The sequence below is a fragment of the Microbulbifer sp. ALW1 genome, assembly GCF_009903625.1.
In the GTDB taxonomy this organism is placed as follows: Bacteria; Pseudomonadota; Gammaproteobacteria; order Pseudomonadales; family Cellvibrionaceae; genus Microbulbifer.
Map to the genome: position 1 here is coordinate 4,549,998 of NZ_CP047569.1, position 18,359 is coordinate 4,568,356.

Annotated in this window: 11 protein-coding genes; 5 read left to right on the forward strand and 6 right to left on the reverse strand. The window is 57.5% G+C overall.

Going from position 1 to position 18,359, the window contains the following annotated elements; all coding sequences use genetic code 11:
* Window positions 1-41 precede the first annotated feature (41 nt).
* Together GRX76_RS18720 and GRX76_RS18725 are read left to right on the forward strand one after the other, a co-directional pair.
* Entirely contained in the window at window positions 42-887 is an 846-nt protein-coding gene (locus GRX76_RS18720) for a universal stress protein (RefSeq protein WP_160154674.1), read from the forward strand.
* A gap of 236 nt (window positions 888-1,123) precedes the next feature.
* Window positions 1,124-1,861 carry an alpha/beta hydrolase gene (locus tag GRX76_RS18725; RefSeq protein WP_236250469.1) on the forward strand — a complete coding sequence of 246 codons (738 nt, stop codon included), beginning with the start codon at window positions 1,124-1,126 and terminating at the stop codon, window positions 1,859-1,861.
* Window positions 1,862-1,939: 78 nt separating this feature from the next.
* Here GRX76_RS18725 and GRX76_RS18730 read toward each other — a convergent pair whose 3' ends face one another.
* From GRX76_RS18730 to glk, 3 genes are all read right to left on the reverse strand, one after another.
* Complete coding sequence (locus tag GRX76_RS18730) at window positions 1,940-3,433, reverse strand: tryptophan halogenase family protein (RefSeq protein WP_160154676.1); 1,494 nt, start codon at window positions 3,431-3,433, stop codon at window positions 1,940-1,942.
* A 96-nt stretch (window positions 3,434-3,529) separates the two neighbouring features.
* Entirely contained in the window at window positions 3,530-6,319 is a 2,790-nt protein-coding gene (locus GRX76_RS18735) for a TonB-dependent receptor (RefSeq protein ID WP_236250470.1), read from the reverse strand.
* Window positions 6,320-6,547: 228 nt separating this feature from the next.
* Window positions 6,548-7,510, reverse strand: a complete 963-nt coding sequence (gene glk, locus GRX76_RS18740) for a glucokinase (protein WP_160154678.1) — start codon at window positions 7,508-7,510, stop codon at window positions 6,548-6,550.
* Between the two features lie 627 nt (window positions 7,511-8,137).
* Between glk and GRX76_RS18745 the strand changes: the two genes are divergently transcribed.
* Window positions 8,138-9,301 carry an AraC family transcriptional regulator gene (locus tag GRX76_RS18745; protein WP_160154679.1) on the forward strand — a complete coding sequence of 388 codons (1,164 nt, stop codon included), beginning with the start codon at window positions 8,138-8,140 and terminating at the stop codon, window positions 9,299-9,301.
* A 55-nt stretch (window positions 9,302-9,356) separates the two neighbouring features.
* Here GRX76_RS18745 and GRX76_RS18750 read toward each other — a convergent pair whose 3' ends face one another.
* The gene (locus tag GRX76_RS18750) at window positions 9,357-10,259 is read right to left on the reverse strand and encodes a lipase secretion chaperone (protein ID WP_160154680.1); all 903 of its coding nucleotides are present in this window, start codon (window positions 10,257-10,259) and stop codon (window positions 9,357-9,359) included.
* Between the two features lie 348 nt (window positions 10,260-10,607).
* On the opposite strand from GRX76_RS18750, the gene GRX76_RS18755 reads away from it, so the two are divergent.
* Window positions 10,608-11,516: a dienelactone hydrolase family protein gene (locus GRX76_RS18755; RefSeq protein WP_160154681.1), complete on the forward strand. Its 909-nt coding sequence runs from the start codon at window positions 10,608-10,610 to the stop codon at window positions 11,514-11,516.
* A gap of 115 nt (window positions 11,517-11,631) precedes the next feature.
* Here the strand turns inward: GRX76_RS18755 and GRX76_RS18760 are convergent, their stop codons facing one another.
* The gene (locus GRX76_RS18760) at window positions 11,632-13,878 is read right to left on the reverse strand and encodes a discoidin domain-containing protein (RefSeq protein WP_236250471.1); all 2,247 of its coding nucleotides are present in this window, start codon (window positions 13,876-13,878) and stop codon (window positions 11,632-11,634) included.
* A gap of 79 nt (window positions 13,879-13,957) precedes the next feature.
* On the opposite strand from GRX76_RS18760, the gene GRX76_RS18765 reads away from it, so the two are divergent.
* Window positions 13,958-14,101, forward strand: a complete 144-nt coding sequence (locus tag GRX76_RS18765; protein ID WP_160154683.1) for a hypothetical protein — start codon at window positions 13,958-13,960, stop codon at window positions 14,099-14,101.
* A 59-nt stretch (window positions 14,102-14,160) separates the two neighbouring features.
* Here the strand turns inward: GRX76_RS18765 and GRX76_RS18770 are convergent, their stop codons facing one another.
* Window positions 14,161-18,357, reverse strand: a complete 4,197-nt coding sequence (locus tag GRX76_RS18770; protein ID WP_160154684.1) for a glycosyl hydrolase — start codon at window positions 18,355-18,357, stop codon at window positions 14,161-14,163.
* Window positions 18,358-18,359 lie beyond the last annotated feature (2 nt).

Sequence of the window (18,359 nt, forward strand, 5' to 3'; positions counted from 1 at the left end):
GAGAACTTAGGGACCAGATTTCCAAATTTGAAGGAGTGAACATGCAGGAAAAACCCATCGTATTCGTGGTAGTAGACCCCAACGATGACCGCCACGTAGCGCTGGAGCGCGCCCTGGCCACCGCCCGCGAGCGCAATCCACAACCCAAACTCGCGGTATTCGTCGCCGTGGATGGCGAAGCCGTCGACACCCGCGCAGTGAACGATCACCTGTTCCGCGACGAGTTCTGGTTCCGCGACCAGATCCGCAAGCCCATCGAAGAGGCCGGCGTGGAGTTTGAAATCAACGTCTGCTGGTCCAGTGACTGGCAGGGCGCGATCATTCAGGAATCCAAGCGCTACAACGCGGAAATGATCTACCTGCCGGTGCACGCGCGTACCAGCAGCCGCCGCTTTACCTTCGCCGAGTCCAAGTGGCAGGTACTGAAGCACGCCAAGTGCCCGGTGGTACTGATTCGCCCCGGTGCCAAGGACCGCCGCAAAGTGGTACTGGCCACCGTCAACTACCAAGCCCAGACCACCCAGCAGCGCCAGCTCAACCGGCAGATTACCGAGCGTGCGGGCTATATCGCCGAAGTCTACGGTGCCGAGTTGCATCTGGTGAATGCCTTCCTGGATTCCATGCTGTATCCCGATCGCGGCGCCCTGGCCAAGTTGGCGCAAAAAACCGGCGTACCCACCGACCGTATCCACGTAAAGCAGGGCTACACCAACGAAGTGGTAGCCGAGATCGCCAAGGAGATCGACGCCGATGTGGTGGTGATGGGCACCCTGAACCAGTACGGGGAAACCGGCTCACTACTGCGCGGCAATACCGCCGAGCGGGTCATCGGCTCCGTGGAAACCGATGTGATGGTGTGTAACGCCTTTACCACAACCGCGCACTGACACCCTTGTCTTCCGGCCCCGCATTCGCGGGGCCTTCCATTCCCTGTCTCCTCCCCAGTGAAGGCTGAAGTACGCTTCCCGCAGACATTGGATACTGACACTCTGGCCCTGAACCAAGAGACAGAACAATGCACAAGAAGCTCACCCTCGCCGCGACTTTAATGCTGGCTACCCAACCCATAATTGCCAGCATACCGCCAGCATCAAGCTCCACTGCTCTACCGAACGTTCACGTCATGCCCGCCGTCGAAATGGGCACCCTGCAACGAGAGCGCAGCTACCGCGTTTATCTGCCCGAGAGTTACGACGAATCCGATACGCACTATCCGGTACTGTATATGCACGACGGACAAAACCTGTTCGATGATGCTACCTCCTATGTCGGCGAATGGGGTGTGGATGAAACGCTCAATCACTTGGCACAGACCTGCGGCCTGGAAATAATCGTTATAGGGGTGGATCATGGCGACAAACTGCGCATGACAGAATTGAACCCCTATGACAATGCGCGTTTCGGCAAGGGCGAAGGCGATGCCTATGTGGACTTCCTGGTTAAGGAGCTAAAGCCCCACATAGACCGCTCCTTCCGCACACTCCCCGAGCGGAAGCACACCGCGATAATGGGAAGCTCCATGGGCGGACTTATCTCCAACCATGCAATCAACCGACACCCCCAGACTTTTGGTATTGCCGGAATATTTTCACCGTCTTACTGGATAGCGCCGGATATATTCGCGGCGACGCAAGACAATGCCGCACTGGCGGATACGCGGGTGTACCTGGTAACGGGCGCGCTGGAGGGGTCATCCATGACGGAGGGATTCAACCGTATGCAAAAGCTACTGGCAGAGCACAGTATTCCCGAACAATGGCAGGCGAGGCTTGATGCGAAAGGTGAGCACAACGAGGCATTCTGGCGGAGGACGTTTCCGCAGGCGGTAAGCTGGCTGTATGGCCGGCAATGTGAAAAATAAAATGGGGCGCCTGGCGGCGCCCCATTTTATTTTTGGCAGATTTTCGTTTTACATTTTTCTAACACAGCCTGATGTTAATTAGCGGCGTCCGGCCAGAAACTGTGTGTGTGGAGGCAGTTGTTTAACGGTGCCCTGCACCAGGGTTTTCAGGCTCTGCAAAAGGTCCTGAAGTTGGGTTTCGGTAAGTTTGTCCGCGAGAGTGTGATAGTCCTCAGGTATCAAACCCTGGCCAATCAGCACCTGCTGCCATGCCGCTTCGGTAAACAGGTCTTCATAGTCCCGAAAAACCTTGCCGGTCGCGCGAAACAGCTCCATCTTCGCCTGAAGAGAATCCGGAACTGACATTTCTTCGCAGGCTTGCCAGAAACCGCCATCGCGGCGCTGGTTAGCCTTGTAATGCAGAATGATGAAGTCGCGGATTCTTTCCATTTCAACTCGTGACTGGCGATTGAATTCCGTAACCTCCGCGGCGTGAATACCACGATGGGGAAAACACTTGATCAGCCTTGTCGCCGCGGACTGCACCAGGTGAATAGACGTTGACTCGAGTGGCTCGAGAAACCCGCTCGCCAAACCGAGGCTCACCACGTTTTTATTCCACTGTTGCTTGCGGTGTCCAGTGCGGAAAGGAATCACCCGCGCATCCGCCAGCGGCTCGCCCGGCAGATTGGCAAACAATGCCGTCCTGGCCTGCTCATCGCTCCAGTGGCTACTGGAATACACCATGCCGTTACCGGTGCGGTGCTGCAGGGGAATTTGCCACTGCCACCCAGCCGCATGGGCAATGGAGCGAGTATACGGCGGCAGCTGATCGGTCGAGGTACTGGGTACGGCAATCGCGCGGTCGCACGGCAGCCACTGTGCCCAGTTTTCGTATTCGGTGTGCAGGGTTTTATCAATCAGCACACCGGCAAATCCAGAGCAGTCGACAAACAGGTCGCCCTCAATCACTCCCCCACTCTCAAGCAACAGCGCTTCCACAAAGCCGGTGTCGCCATTCTGACGTACCTCAGCGACTTTGCCCTCCACACGCTTAACGCCCCGCTCCTCGCTGTAGCGACGCAGAAACCGGGCATAGAGCCCGGCGTCAAAGTGGTAGGCGTATGCAATCCCTTCCAGATTGGTGTTGGGAATTCGAGCCAGTGGCGCAAAACGGTTGTTGATCGCCGCCTGGTAGTTCAGCGAGTAATCCCAGTAACTGGACTGATCGCCCTGGGCACGAGCTCGCAGCCAGCAGTGGTGAAAGTCACAGAAAGGAAGATTTTTGCCGATGGCACCGAAGGCGTGCATATAGCGCTCACCTTCACGGGACCAGTTTTCAAACTGGATCCCCAGCTTGATGGTGCCTTTGGTTGCCTGGAGGAATTCCTGCTCATCCAGCCCCAGCGCACTGTTGAAATTGAGAATCGGCGGGATGGTGGCCTCCCCTACCCCGACCGTACCGATCTGGTCCGACTCCACGAGGGTAATATCCACGGTCGAGGCCATGGTGCGCGCCATCAGCGCCGCGGTCATCCAGCCGGCAGTACCGCCCCCCAGAATAACCAGCCGTTTGATTTTTCCGTCTTCCATCCGAAACACCTGTACCCGGAATACAAAGAAAAAAGGCCCTTGCAATACGGGATCGCAAGGGCCTTTTGCCTGAGAGGCTAGTCTATCTGGAAGGCATTACAGCTCGTAGCTGAAGCCCAACAGGTAGGTCTTGCCGTAGCTCTGGAAGTCACGAACCTGCAGCGAGTTGTCACCACTCAGGGTAGTGAAAGGCTCATCAGTCAGGTTTACGCCCTGCAGGAATACTGACAGACCTTCCAGTCCACCGATACCGGAATCAGCGAAGTCGTACCCGATCTGTGCATCGACCAGAGTTTCACCCACTACGTCCACCTGCACGGAGTCAAAACCGATACCGTACACTTCACCTTTGAAGTCAGAGCGCTTACGCAGGCTGGTACGTGCGGAGAAACCGTAGTTCTCGTAGTACGCAGTCAGGGTCTGGATGCTGTCAGACAGGCCCGGCAGCTCGTATTCGTTACCGTTCTGGTCTTCGATGTCAGAGCTTACACCGGTGTGGCTGGCCACCAGACCGAAACCATCCAGGCTCTCGTGGAACATGTTGAACGGCAGGGTTGCAGACAATTCGTAGCCCTGCAGGGTGCCGCCACCGCCATTGACTTTACCGTTACCGGTGCCCGCGGAGTTTTCCGGAACCAGACCGGTAGCCGGATCGGCAACACCGCTCATATCCACAGCGTAAGTGCCATCAAAGTGCCACTGGCTCAGGTCTTTCCAGAACACCGCCACGGAGAAGTAACCTTCTTCGCTGAAGTAGTTCTCGTAGGACAGGTCAACGCCAATCGCTTCCTTCGGCTCCAGCATCGGGTTACCGCCGCTGACACTCCAGTAGTTACCGTTGGTGTCCGGGGTGACGCTGTAGCTGGTGTTCAGAGATGCATTCATCTCGTCCATGCGCGCACGAGAGATGGTCTTGGCCGCACCGAAACGCAGATTCTGGTCTTCGGTCAGTGCCAGCGCCATGTTCAGGCTCGGCAGGAAGTGGCTGTAGTCGTGGCTGATGGAAGTCGGGGAGACTTGCACCAGGCCGTCAACTACCTGACCCGCGTAACCCTGGGACTCCTGCTCGGTGTACACATAACGCGCACCGAAATTACCGGTCAGCGCAAGGCCAGCAACTTCGGTTTCGAAGTCGGCTTGAGCAAAGGCCGCAGTAACCTTTTCGCCTACAGAGTAGGACTTGGTCAGGTGGCCGAGGTTGGTCAGGGATTCGTCGGTCAGGTCGTAGTAGCCGTCCGCCAGCATAGCCGCGGAATCATAGGCAATCATGTCGCCCATGCCGATGAAGTCCAGGGAAACAGTGCCCAGACGATACTCTTCCGGCACAGTGATGGTTTCCGGGAAATCGGCCAGAGTCATGAAGTAACCCTGGGAGCGCTTGTCCTTCTGACGGTCGCGGAAGGAAACGCCGTAGCTGACTTCCTTAACGATACCGGCGTCAACCATCTGGGTCGCGGCCAGCTTCAGAGAGGTCAGTTCGTCGTCGATTTCCGGTGCATTGATAAAGCCGTCCTGAGCCTGGTTACAGTTCAGGTCCGGAGTATCGCCATCACAAGCGAGACCATATTTTTCGTTCAGCGCGGAGCTCCAGCCCCATGCCAATGGTCCACCCAGCTTGATCAGGTCGTAGTCGCCATAGTTCAGGTTGTGGTCGAACATGGCACCGGAGTTACCGGAGTTCAGGGTGTAAGTGAGGTCATCGCGCTCACCCAGGTCACCGTTAACGTGACCACGGCCGGTACCGGCGTAGCTCTCGAAGCTCCAGATCTCACGCGAAACAGACGAGTGGCTGGCATCGAACTCGAGCTGCAGGTCATCGTTGACATCGTATTCGAGGTTGAAGCCGAAGGAATTCAGTTCAGCTTCGCGGTTTTCCATATCGTTGCGCACCAGCGGCTTGGTACCAACGAAAGTAGCGGAAGTAAGGAAGCCTGTTGCTTCATCGACTTCGTTCGCCACCAGGCCCTGAGACGGGTAGCCGGGGATCTCGATGCCGCGCAGGATCTTGTTATCGGAGAAGTCCACGTAAAGCGCGTCGAAGGTGGCATGCAGCTTGTCGTTCGGCTGAAGCTCAACCACGACCATGGCGCTGTCGCGATCCAGTACAGAGGAGCGCACGAACGGCTTGGCACCATCGAGGATGGAGTAGGGCTGACCGTCGACCTCAAAGTCCCAATAACCCCAGGCATTCCAGCGCTCTTCCTGGTTCGGGGAGCTCATGGTGTTGTAGGCGAAAGCTACACCGATGGTATCGTCAGCGAACTGGTCAACATAGGCGAAGGTAGCGCGCTCGCCTTGGTCTTCACCGTCCGGATTCAGCTTGTCGAAGCTGGTCTGCTCCATTTGAGCGTTGAACTTGATTACACGCTCGCCACGCTCCAGCGGTTTGATGGTCTGCATGTCGATAACGCCCGCGATGCCTTCCGCATCCAGGCTGGCAGTCGGGGTCTTGTAGACAGTTACACCGCTCATGATCTCAGATGGGTAGAGATCGAACTCAACACCGCGGTTGTCACCGATGGACACCTGCTCACGACCGTTAAAGGTAGTGGCGCTCTCATTCTCGCCGAAACCACGGATGCTTACTCGGCTGGAGCGACCGTCCAGGCGCTGCGCTGCCAAACCCGGCAGGCGGGCAAGCGATTCAGCGATAGAAGAGTCCGGAAGCTTGCCGATGTCTTCGGCAGAGATGGCCTCAACTACGGCCTTGGCATCGCGCTTGGTGCCGATGGAGTCCTGCAGACTCTTACGGAAACCGGTAACGGTAATTTCTTCCAGGCTAGTGTTGCCTTCTTCCTGTGCGAACACTCCCATGGAAGTGACGGACGCGGCGATGGCCGCTGATAGCAGCGCCGGCCGGAAACGTTTGTTAGTCAGACTCATCATCTTCTCCCTTGGACTTATCGTTATGGTGAGTAATGCCATCCTAGGCCTACCCGAAGTCCATATCCTCCACCCCCAAGGGGGAGGAGGGGGGAGATGCTGAGGGCCGTAGAGGAGGAGGGGCCCGCAGTCGTACACCAAGCGCGGAATTATACAGGCTGAACAAAAAATGTTCAGCCTGTAACTGGGGAGAAGTTGATCAAAAAAGAAGGGGAGCCAGCCGGGGGCGCCTCAGCGCTCCAGCCAGGCTGCGGCGCCGATCAACGCAGGGTAACCGGCCTTGAGCACCTCAACGCGCACGCCCTGCAACCATTCGCTCAGGCGGCCTTTATTGGTGAAACGCTGCTCGAACTGACTCTCCGGCAACAGGGACTCGATCCGCGGCAGTACGCCGCCGCCCAGGAAGATGCCGCCGCGGGCCACATAGTAAAGGGCCGCATCACCAGCGGCACTGCCGAGGAAGTTGAGGAAGTCAATCAGGGTTTCGCGGCACAGCGGGTCGGAGCCATCCAGGCCGCGGCTACTGACATCCGGGGGCGTGAGATCTTCTGCCGGGCGGCCGTGCAGTGCGCATACCGCCCGGTACAGGTTGACCAGGCCACCGCCACTCAGCACATACTCGTTGTAAACCGGCATCTGTTCGCGGGCCAGGATCTGCAGCAACTCCAGCTCGCGCTCACTGCCCGCAGACAGGTTGGCGTGCCCGCCCTCCCCCGGTACCACCCGGTAGGCGCCGGCTTCGTGGATGATGGCGGCCACCCCGAGTCCGGTACCCGGGCCGAGTACCGCCATGCAGCCGTTGGTCTCAGACGGCACGTCCCGCAGGGCCCACTTGTCTTCCGCCTGCAACCGCGGCAGGGACAGCGCCAACGCCGCAAAATCATTGACCACCAGGGCGCGCTCCAGCGCAAATCGGGCGCACAGCTCCTCGGCACGGATATCCCAGCCCAGGTTGGTCATGGTGACCTGGCCACCTTGCGGTGTCTTTTTCACCGGCCCGGCAACCGCAATACAGGCCTGCTTGGGGCGCTCGCACTCAAGCGTTTCGAGCCATTGACCAAGCGCGGAGTAAAAATCCCCAAATTTGGCGCAATTCACCACATGAATAGCTTCCAGCCGATAGCCCCCCTGATGCGGATGGGCAATGGCGAAGCGGGCGTTAGTGCCGCCGATGTCCGCGACGATTCTAGTCATGGCGCTTTCCTTAACACGTTCCTTATGGATGGCCTGTACCGCCGACGTCGGCGACCCGGCACAACCCCTGAAAAAATGGCGGTATAAGGTAATGATTTGCCGACAAAAACTCCAGCCCTCCCCGCCGGTTCCGGTCACAAAGTTGGGGGGAGGAGGCGCCAGCAGGGGGAAGTAGCGACTGACCAGTCCGCAAGCTTGATTCCATACACAAAAAAATACCGGCAGGAGTAACCTGCCGGTCCAGCTAATTTACGGGAGGTCGACGAGAAAGGACCCACTAGCGGGAGAAGAGAGATGATGTCGAGTGACTACACCGCGGCGTTTGCAGGGAAACCACTGAGAGAAACCCATAAGGGGAAACCCCCGATTGAGCATTCTCCCTACTGCGCCCGCCACTGCGCAAACAATCGATGGAACCAGTGTGCGCTCGCGGGGTGCACCGGTCGCCCCACTTTCTGAAAATCCGCAAACTGGGCGGTATCACTTTGCCTCACACCACAAGCGGGAGCTGTATCTGTACGGATGGTCGCCGCCAGATCTCCTCCCCCCCGGGGATTTCTCTTATACTGCCTCGCATAAGAGCGATAAAAACATAAAAACGAAAAAATCCCGACCTGCGATGGCCCAATGAAACAATACATATTCAACATCCACGACGTGGTTCTGCTGATGACCGCGGCGGAATGCCTGCTGTTGGCGGTGTTCCAGTCGATACTGCCAACCCGTGCCCGCCACGATGGAAGGCTGCTCACCGCATTCCTGCTGATTATCGCCACGGCTTCCGGCTGTACCCTGCTGTTGTGGAACGACCAGTTTTCCCTGGCACCCTGGTTTGAGCAGACCCTACTGCCCTATCTGCTGTTTGCCGCCTTGCTGCTGAAAGGCCCGGCGATCTATCTGTATGTGTGCTCCCTGACCCAGCAGAAACTGGCACTCAATCGCCGCCAGGCGCTGCACCTGCTTCCCGCACTACTGGTGCTGATGTGCATCGCAATTTTCGGGATATCCAGCAGCGACCTGCGGCACGTTCCGGATACCGGGCAGACGCTTCCTGCTACCGCCATCGAATTTATCTGGGACCTGGCCTCGCTGGTGCCATTCATCTATGCGATTGCCGCCCTGCTGCAGATCCGCCGCTACCGCCACGCCCTGAAAGACGAGTATTCCCACTACTCCGAAGTCGAGCTGCACTGGCTCTTCTCCCTGGCCTGGGGGGTCTGTATTTCCTGGACATGGACCATGCTGGTGCATGTGGTGGCAAAGTTCTCCAGCGATATCGTCGCCGACTATATGGGCATCGCCGACAACTACCTGACCTTTATCCTGATCAATGCCTTCTTTGCCTACAGCCTGACCTACGCCCACCAGTTGCTGGTGACCCAGCCAAAAGAAGAGACACGCGAGACCACCAGCGAGGAGGAACCCTCCGAGCCGGCCATTGCCAAGGTGCGCACGGCGATGGAGGAAGACCGGATCTACCTGAAGAAAAACCTCAACCTGGAACAGTTTTCAGACCGCATAGACCTGCCCGCAAAAGAGGTCTCCGCGGTGATCAACAAGCACTTCGGCACCAACTTCTTCGAGTATGTAAACAGCTACCGGGTGGAAGCCGCCAAAACGCTGCTGTCGGACCCGGAAAAGGCCGATATGACGGTGCTGGACGTGCTGCTGGAATCCGGCTTCAACAGCAAATCGGCTTTCCACCGCTTTTTCAGTCGACTTGTCGGTATGTCACCCACCGAGTTTCGCAAGCAGGCGCTGGCAGCCCAGTCTCAGGCCGACACCCAGTAATACCCGTCGCGCCAGTAACCTCAGTCCCAAAACATTCCCGCCCCCCAACAGCAGATCAGCGAGCCACCCCGGTGGCCTGATCTGCTTCCGCCAGGCGCTGGGCCTCGGCACTGCCCAGCAGGCGATTGCGCAGGGCAAAGACTTCCTCCTCGCTGGCACCTCCTGCCCGCATTCTCGCCACCCGCGCAGCCAGTACCTGTTTTGCCAGGGGGGAATCCATCCGGCTAGCGGTATCATTGAAGGCCGCCTGCAGCTCCGACAAACGCGCCCGGCGCGCCTCCTCCGTGAGATTTTCATCCCGGGCCACCGCAAAGGCCGAGGTCATGTAGGGCAATTGCGCCTCTTCTTCCGCAAACAGTTTGCCCGCCGCCTCTTCCCCCAGGTATGTCCGCCGCAAGGCCACTAGCTGGTCATAGCCCTGCATCGGGTCAGTGGTGTGCGGCGATCGGGCCGCGTGCACATCCAGCTCAGCGCGGCGATAGGCGGAATACTGACTGGTCAATTCCATCAGCTGCAGGGCGATACCCGCTGGCAGCGCTTCTTCCAATAGCTGGCGTAACTGGGCGACGGCGTCAGCATCCGCGTCCGGCCCCAGTGCGGCTTCCATTGCCTGCAACGCGGCGAGGGTATTGCGGTCAAGCAGCAGGGATTCGTCCGCAGAAAAATTCAGGGCCAGTAGTGCATCGTAAACAGGCAGCGTGTCAAACGGGACGTCTGCCGACTCTACTTGTGCCTCGACTGCCGCCACGGCATCCACGGTATTCGCCACTGCCACTTCCCCTGCGGCCGCCGGTACATCCGGTTGCACAATCGCTTGCGACTCTGCAGCAAGCGCCTGATTCACTGCCGCAGCACTATCTATCGCAATTTCTGGCTCGGCCGCATCGCCGGCAAAGCCCGCGGCAATCACAACAGCCGCAATAAATACAATAACCGCACAGGTAATAAAAATTTTCACACAGTTACCCTTCAGGTAATCGAAAAATAATTCGCGAATAGCGACCGGTTAAAAATCGCTGATCCGAAATGTCTGCGCAAGAGAATTTCATACAGCAACGCAATGGATTCAACGCCAGTGTGACAGCAGAGGACCTTAACGCGGCTTTTTGGTGCTTTATGTGCTTTCTGGCCAGGGGCTTCACAACCTAATCTGACCCAGCTCGCGGCACGCCAACTCATACAACTATTTTTCAAGAGCACTGTATCCGAGAGCGCTGTTTGTCATAACGCAGTTTTTTATGGCCACAGGGGCCAGGTTGAATTCGGCCGAGAATAAATCCAATCAATTGAGGCAAATACGATAGTGATGAAAAAAGTAATGATGAAAAACCAGCGGATAAAAAACCTGCTGCCGGCACTGGGCATAATTCTGGGCGGTATTTTTTCCGGCACCACCGCACAGGCACAAAGCTGTCCTTCCGATGCCATCTGTCGCTATGAAGACACACCGGGGAGCTACAGTGACAACGGTCCTTTCCGTTACGACAGCTATAGCATGCCCGCCTTCTCTACGCCCGGCGGTGCAACCGTTTACTACCCCACCGATGCCGCGCCGCCCTACTCCCTGCTGGTGTTCACCCCGCCCTACACCGGCACCCAGATCATGTACCGCGACTGGGGCCCCTTCTTTGCCTCACACGGCATAGTTCTGGTCACCATGGACAGTCGCACTATCTATGACAGCGTAGACTCCCGCGCAGATCAGCAGCAGGACGTACTGGATGCGATGAAGGATGAAAATACCCGTTACGGCAGCCCGCTGCGGGGCAAACTGGATACCAGCCGCTTCGGTGCAACTGGCTGGTCCATGGGTGGCGGTGCCACCTGGATTACCTCTGCAGAATACAGCGGCTTGAGAACCGCCATGTCTTTCGCGGGGCACAACCTTACCGCGGTGGACAGCGATTCCAGTGGCCGCAACACCCGTATCCCGACGATTCTGTTTAATGGCTCACTCGATACGACTTATCTCGGTGGCCTTGGGCAGAGTGACGGGGTCTACCGCAATATCCCCTACGGTGTACCAAAGCTGTTTTACGAAGCGTCCAACGTCGGCCACTTTGCATGGGGCGGGCCGGAAGATGCCAACCGCTACGTGGGGCAACTGGCGCTGGCCTTCCAGAAAACCTATCTCGATGGCGATACCCGCTGGGCCCAGTTCCTCGACCGCCCGCCGCTGTATGTGGCTGAATTCGAGAAGGCGAATATCCCCTGACAGACAAAAATTTTCCCAGCGGATAAAAGCTGCTGATCGTCCATTTTTACCACGCAGTTTGATAGGCGTTTTGGGCACCGACTCCGTTCGGTGCCCTTTTTTATTTTAACGACGCTCAGTAAACCTCAAAGCGCCACAGGGAATAGCCATAGCCGGTGCCGCGTTCGGTGCCGAAGATGCGCACATAGCGACCACTACCACTAATCGCGATTTCATCCACGCCGCCATCGCCGTTGGAAACATTGGCTGCCGTTACCCAATTGACACCGTCATTGGAGAGCTGCACTTGGTAGCTTTTGCCGAAAGCGGCTTCCCAATCGAGTACCACTTTGCTGAGTGGCTCCACCGCGCCAAGATCCACACTGATCCACTGAGGGTCGCTGGCGTCACTGGCCCAGCGGGTGCTCGGATTGCCGTCTACCGCGTATTCCGCAAACCAGTAATTCCCCTCAACAGACGATGCCGCGACCGGTTTTCCTGCCGCCTTGTCCACGTCGGAATCCACCGGCACACCGCTATCGCCAAAGACTTCGAGCTCCCACAGGGATGCGCCATAACCGGTACCGCGCTGATCCACCAGAATCCGCAGGTGGCGCCCACTGGCATTCAGGTTCGCAATCACATCCTGACCACCGTCGCCATCGACCACGGTGCGCACCGTCTGCCAGCTCTGGCCATCGCCGGACACCTGCACCTGATAGCCCGAGGCGAAGGCGGCTTCCCATTCCAGCAACACCTGGTCGATGGTGTAGTTGGCCCCGAGATCCACCGCAAGCCATTCACCGTCATTCCAGGCACTGGCCCAACGGGTTTCACTATTACCGTCGACCGCGGCCGTCGCGTTCATGGCTTCACTTTCGCTCGAGGATGCAGTGGCACTTTTTCCCTGCGCCAGATCTCCTTCCGGCTCTGGATCCGGGTCAGGCTGTGGATCCGGCAAGGTAGACTCGCCGTCGTCATCGATCTGGTAAATCCGCACCCAATCCACCAGCACCGATACCGGGAACTGCGCCTCTGGCACTATGCCGCCGCCATAGGTGTAGCCGCTGGGGCCACCGACACCGGCGGAAAGGATGAGATACATCTGCCGCTCGAACGGGTGCCACTCGTCAAAGTGATTGGAATATTCCGAGACATACACTCGGCGGCCATCGATTTTCTGAGTGTGCGCCTCGTCGTTGCCGTCCGGCGCATAGGCATCGCCATCGTTCAGGTAGTGGATGTGATACACATTGTCATCCACATAAAATTCGATGCGATTCTGGTACCAGTTGATACCGTAGGTATGGAAACCACTACTGCCGGCACTGGGATCTCCGGCCAGGGGCGGGTAGCCACCGTAGCCGGGATTGCGCAGGTTGGAACTCCAGCGTGTGCTGTACTCGCCGTCCACCGCGTTGGCACCGGTGAGATCGCTGGCCTGGCTACTCGAGGTAGTCACTGGTTTACCGTAGGCCTGATTGACACCGCCGGCGAAGATTTCAAATTCGAACAGCGAATAGCTCCACTCGGTGGCGCGTTCGGTGCCGTACATACGCACGTAGCGACCGCTACCAGTGAGATTCAGCGTATCCGTGCCGCCATCACCATTGCTGGTTGCGTAAACATCGCTCCAGTTAATGTTGTCGTCAGACACGTGAATTTTGTAGCTCTTACCGTAGGCGCCTTCCCAGTGCAGTACCACCTGATCGAAGGACATGCTCTGTCCCAGGTCCACCGCAATCCACTCCGGTTCATCCGGCCCCTGCTGATCTTTGAAGCTGTAGTAGCCACCCAGGTGGCCATGGTTCCAGTCCTGGTATTCATTGTTTTCCCAGAACCAGGCGTAATGCACCGTGGCGAGGTTGTGGTAGGGAATGGAACCCACATACTCCATGATGTCGACCTCACCACCCTGCGGCCACATCAGGTAGTCGAACCCCGAGGGAATTTCATTGGGCATCATCCAGAAAGCAAATCCCTGCCCCTGGTAACGTACATCCCGCGGCCAAACTCGCGCTTCGATTTTGTGCCCGGGACCAAAGGCCACCTTGCCCTGTGTATTAATACGACCGGAGGTGTAATCGCGATCGATATAGGATTCGTTACGGGTGGTGATCGACAGGACACCCCCATCGGCACCGGGTACACCATTGATAAAATTCAGGTTTTCCGGGCGCTCGGTGGCGCGGTCCAACTGGCCCGTACCCCAGTTACCGTTGATCCCGGTCCCGGTTTCGATATTCCACACTGTCTCATCGAGACTGCCACTGTTGAATTCATCCGACCAGATCAATGTCTGCGCGGTGGCATTGCCAGCAGCAAGACTAGCCGCCAGTGCAACCCCGCGGGCAAGCGGATGCTGAATTATTTTTCGGTTCATGTTTTCTCTCGCATTGCGTGTTGATAAATCCTGTTTTTCGCGCGCGCAAAAATCCTGTCCGCCAAAAGCAGCCATAAAAATGCAAGCAAACGAAATAACAGGAAAAAGAGAACAGCGGGTACCGGGAACTGCGGCAGGCTTCTATCTGAAAGAAGGCAGCCTCGCGGCATGCGCTGAAATGCAGGGTCAGCGCAGGATTAACATTACCCGCTGGTTGTTTTGAACCACCGGCGCCACACCCTTCTGGGTAGGGCGCAGCGCCGGCACTTCAAATCATCGAGATCAATAGACCTCAAAACTCCACAGGGAATAACCGTAGCCGGTGCCGCGCTCGATGCCCTGCATCCGCACATAGCGGCCACTGGAATTGGCATTGAGATTTAGCTGGTCGACACCGCCATCGCCATTGCTGACACTGGCAGCCGTGGTCCAGTTGCTTCCGTCATCGGACACCTGGATTTCGTAGATCTTGCCGTAGGCACCTTCCCAGTTCAGTACTACCTGACTGAGACTGTAGACAGCACCAAGATCCACCTGTAACCACTGGTCATCACTGAAGTCCGACGCCCAGCGGGTACCGCTGTCGCCGTCCACCGCGTAGTCGGCAAACCAGTAGTTACCTTCCGCAGAAGACGCGGTTGCTGACTTGTTCAGAGCCAGGTCGCCACCGGGCTGCGGCTCGCAGCAGGGAGGTTCAATAACTGGACCGCCGCTACCGTACACTTCCAGTTCCCACAGGGAGGCGCCCCAGCCGGTCGCGCGTTCGGTGATAAATACCCGAACATGCTGGCCACTGGCATTCAGGCCGGAAACCAGGTCTTCACCGCCATCGCTGTCGGTAACCGTGGCAACGGTGCTCCAGTTCTGTCCATCATCGGAAACCTGTACTTCATAGGCGCGTCCGTAGGCCGCTTCCCATTTCAGCACCACGCTGTCGATGGTGGATACACTGCCGAGATCGACAGAAATCCACTGCGGATCACTCCAGGCACTGGACCAGCGAGTACCCATATCACCGTCAACCGCTGCGGCGCCGCTGAGGTCTCCGTTTTCCATGGAGGAAACAGTCGCGTTTTTACCCAGTGCCAGGTTTCCGGTCGGCTCCGGTTCCGGGTCAACGGTTTCGCCACCGATATCCAGCCAGTTGACCTGCACCGCACCGCCAAATACCAGACGCAGTGTTTGCGCACCGTCTTTCAGGTTCACATTGGTGGTCAGGGTATCCCAAGCGCCGGCGGTAGCCGCTACCGCAACCGTGCCCTGGCTGACGCCATCGACCAGAACCTCGATACTGGTTGCCACTTCCGCGGCTACGCGCAGTTTCAACTCGGCATTGCCTGCCGCGCCCACCAGGTTGTATTCCACCCAGCTATCTGCCGTGGTTTCGGTAATATCCAGGAAGCCGCTGCTATCGGTGGTTTTATCCACGCGCACCGCACTCATGGTGCCGTAAGCTTCGGCCTGCACTTTCTTCGGCAGGTTGTGCACACTCGCCGCGCCGTGTACCGGCATATTCACATAGATATTGCCGAGCTCGGTGAGCACACCGGACTGACGGTAGTCGAACAGACCGTTATAGGGATGACCGTTGCGGCGACCGGTGAACCAGGCATAGCGGGTTACGTCCGGATCATTTTCCAGGTAGTCCACGGTCTGGATCAGGAACTGCTGCTGATCGGCTTCCGTCGTGGTGTCTTCCCAGGCGGAAAACTCGGTCAGCCAGATCGGGCGGTTGTACTTCTTGAACAGATCCACGTACCACTCGATGGCACCCACCACCGGCATATAGGCGTGAATGGACATGGCATCCACACGGCAGTCCGGACAGGCGGCGAAGAAGTCATCGAAGTAATCGATCGGATCGTAATAGGTAGTGCCGTTTTCGGTCACACAGTTGCCGCAGAAGTTCATCGCCACACTGACGATATCCAGATCAAACTCGTCGGCAATAGCTTCCAGGCGCGGCCACTCGGCAGCGGCCTGTGACGGCGTCATGCTGGCCTGATCAATAAAGTTCGGCTCGTTGAACGCGAGGATATATTTCACATCCGGGTGGGCCGCAATGTAGGCGCGCATGGCCTGGTCATCGAAGGCACCGTTCCAGGCCATGGGTACAAACTCCACCCCATAGTTCTGGTAAATATCCGCGATCTGCACATCCGGGGCGTGGCTCCAGTTGTACCACCAGGAAATACCCTGGGACATGACCTCGAAGTCTTCTACCGAGTGATGGCCATAGCCCAACCCGCGCTTGCTGCTTTTCGCGGAGCCGTAATTGTCGTCGATGAAAATATTGGTTACGGCCGTATCGGTGGCCTGACCATCGTTAACGGTGAGAACCACACGATAGCTGCCGTTATCCGCATAGGTGTGTGCCACGGTTGCACCGGTACCGGTAGTACCGTCACCGAAATCCCAGCTGTAGGTCAGCGCATCGCCGTTGACGTCGGAAGACTGGCTACCGTCGAGCGTAACGGTTGTGCCGGCAGGTCCGCCCATTACCGAAGGTTTTACTGCAGCCATGGGCGCGCGGTTGACCACTTCGCCATCGGTACCCGGATCCTTGGCCTGCTCGCCACCGGAAATATAAATATTGTCAATGGAGAGATCGGCAATTTCGCCAAAGCCCAGTACCTGGAATACCTGGCGCATATCGAACAGGTCGAGATCCGCAGCCAGTGCACTCATGGGAATGACAATGTCGTGCCACTGGCCATCACGGGCAAAGCCGTAGGGATCGTTGCCGGGTTTGAAGTCGATCCACAGCTGGCCAATGCCATCCACGTTGCCACCTTTCAGGCCGATTCTGAAATCGGTCTGATCACTGGTTTTCATGGAAAAGTGCAGCTTGGCGTTGCTGTTGTCGAAGGCGGTGAGGTTGAAACCTTCCCGTGCGGTCAGGCCGAGACCAAACCAGCCTTTGCCGGTAGAAGTCAGGTTCAGTGCAGAATTACCCTCACGGGTATCGCCGGTGTTCAGCGTCAGGGTTTCATCCCAGATAAACAGATCGCCGTTGACACCGAAACCGAAGTTGCCAGCATCCATATTGGCGCTGGTTTCGGTATAAATACCGTAGCTGCCGTACTCCGGCGCTTCCAGGGCCACGCTTTCGGTGAGGTAAATATTGTCGAAGGCGATTTCAAAATCTTCCGCGGCACCGGGACCGGACACACTGAAGAAGGTCTTGATGGTTTCCAGGTCCAGGCCGCCGAATTTGGACATGGGGATTGCCACGTGGTGCCACTCGCCATCCCGCTCCAGTCCGTATTGGTCACCACCTTCGGCCAGGGTGACCTTGGCATCACCACCGGCAGTACTGGCCAGGTTCACTTCGATCGCCACGTTGGAATTCACCTTGGCATCGAAGTGGAGATAGCCATGCGCGTAATTGCGCATGTTGTAATCTTTGTGCAACAGACCCATGCCCCACCAGTCGCCGGCGGCGACCGAGTAAGACAAAGCAGCACTGCCTTCCGCCGGCGTTGTCGCCACGGTGGTCATGTTGTTCCAGATGTACAGGTTGGCTTTGTCGCCCCAGTTGAACTCATCCAGTACCGGATGAGTCTCGGTCATGATGCCGAAGTCACCGCTATAGTAGCCGTCACTGGCCACTTCCAGTTCGGTGTATTCATTCGCATACAGGCGAACATAGTCCACCAGCATTTTGGCCGGAAAATCCGCGGTAATCAGCGCCGGGTCTTCGATCTCGACAAAATTCCAGCCGCCCACCGCGAGGTTGAGCAGGATATGGTTGGGGTTATCGCGGAATTCCGACAGGTTGGGGTCGGTAATATCCATGGTCAGGATCTGGGTGTCGTCCACGGAAATCACGATTTCCGACGGCGTCCAGTCCAGTTTGTAGGTGTGGTACTGCTCGTAAACGGTCGTGTCCAGCAGCACATCGGCGGCGTGGTCTGCCTGTAGCCAGTCACTCCAGTCGCCGGTCTCATGCCACCAGTGCAGCGCGCCGGAAACCGCATTGTTCACGGTGCCGTCGTCAATGGCGGACTTGAACCCCGCTTCCATGATGTCGATTTCACCGGATTTTGGCCAACCGTCGACACCGAAGTTATCTCCCAGCATCCAGAACGCCGGCCACAGGCCATTGTCCAGCTTCGGCAACTTGATACGCGCTTCCAGGGTGCCGTATTTGAAACTCATACGCCCGTTGGTGTGCAGGCGTGCCGAGGTGAATTCCTTACCTTCGTAGGCTTCCCGCTTGGCTTCGATGACCAGGTTACCGTCTTCCAGGTAGGCGTTATTCTGCGAGGCGGTGTAGTACTGCAGCTCGCCATTGCCGTTGCCATCGCCACCGGTGTTGAAGGTCCAGATATCGCGGTTGATCCGCTCACCATCAAATTCATCCGCCCATATCGGCGCTGTTTGCGCCTGGGCAGTGGCAATAATCGCTGGTTGCGCCAACAGGCACGCGGCCGTCAGCAGCAGCCGGCGTTTGACCGTTGCTCTTTTGATTTTCATTA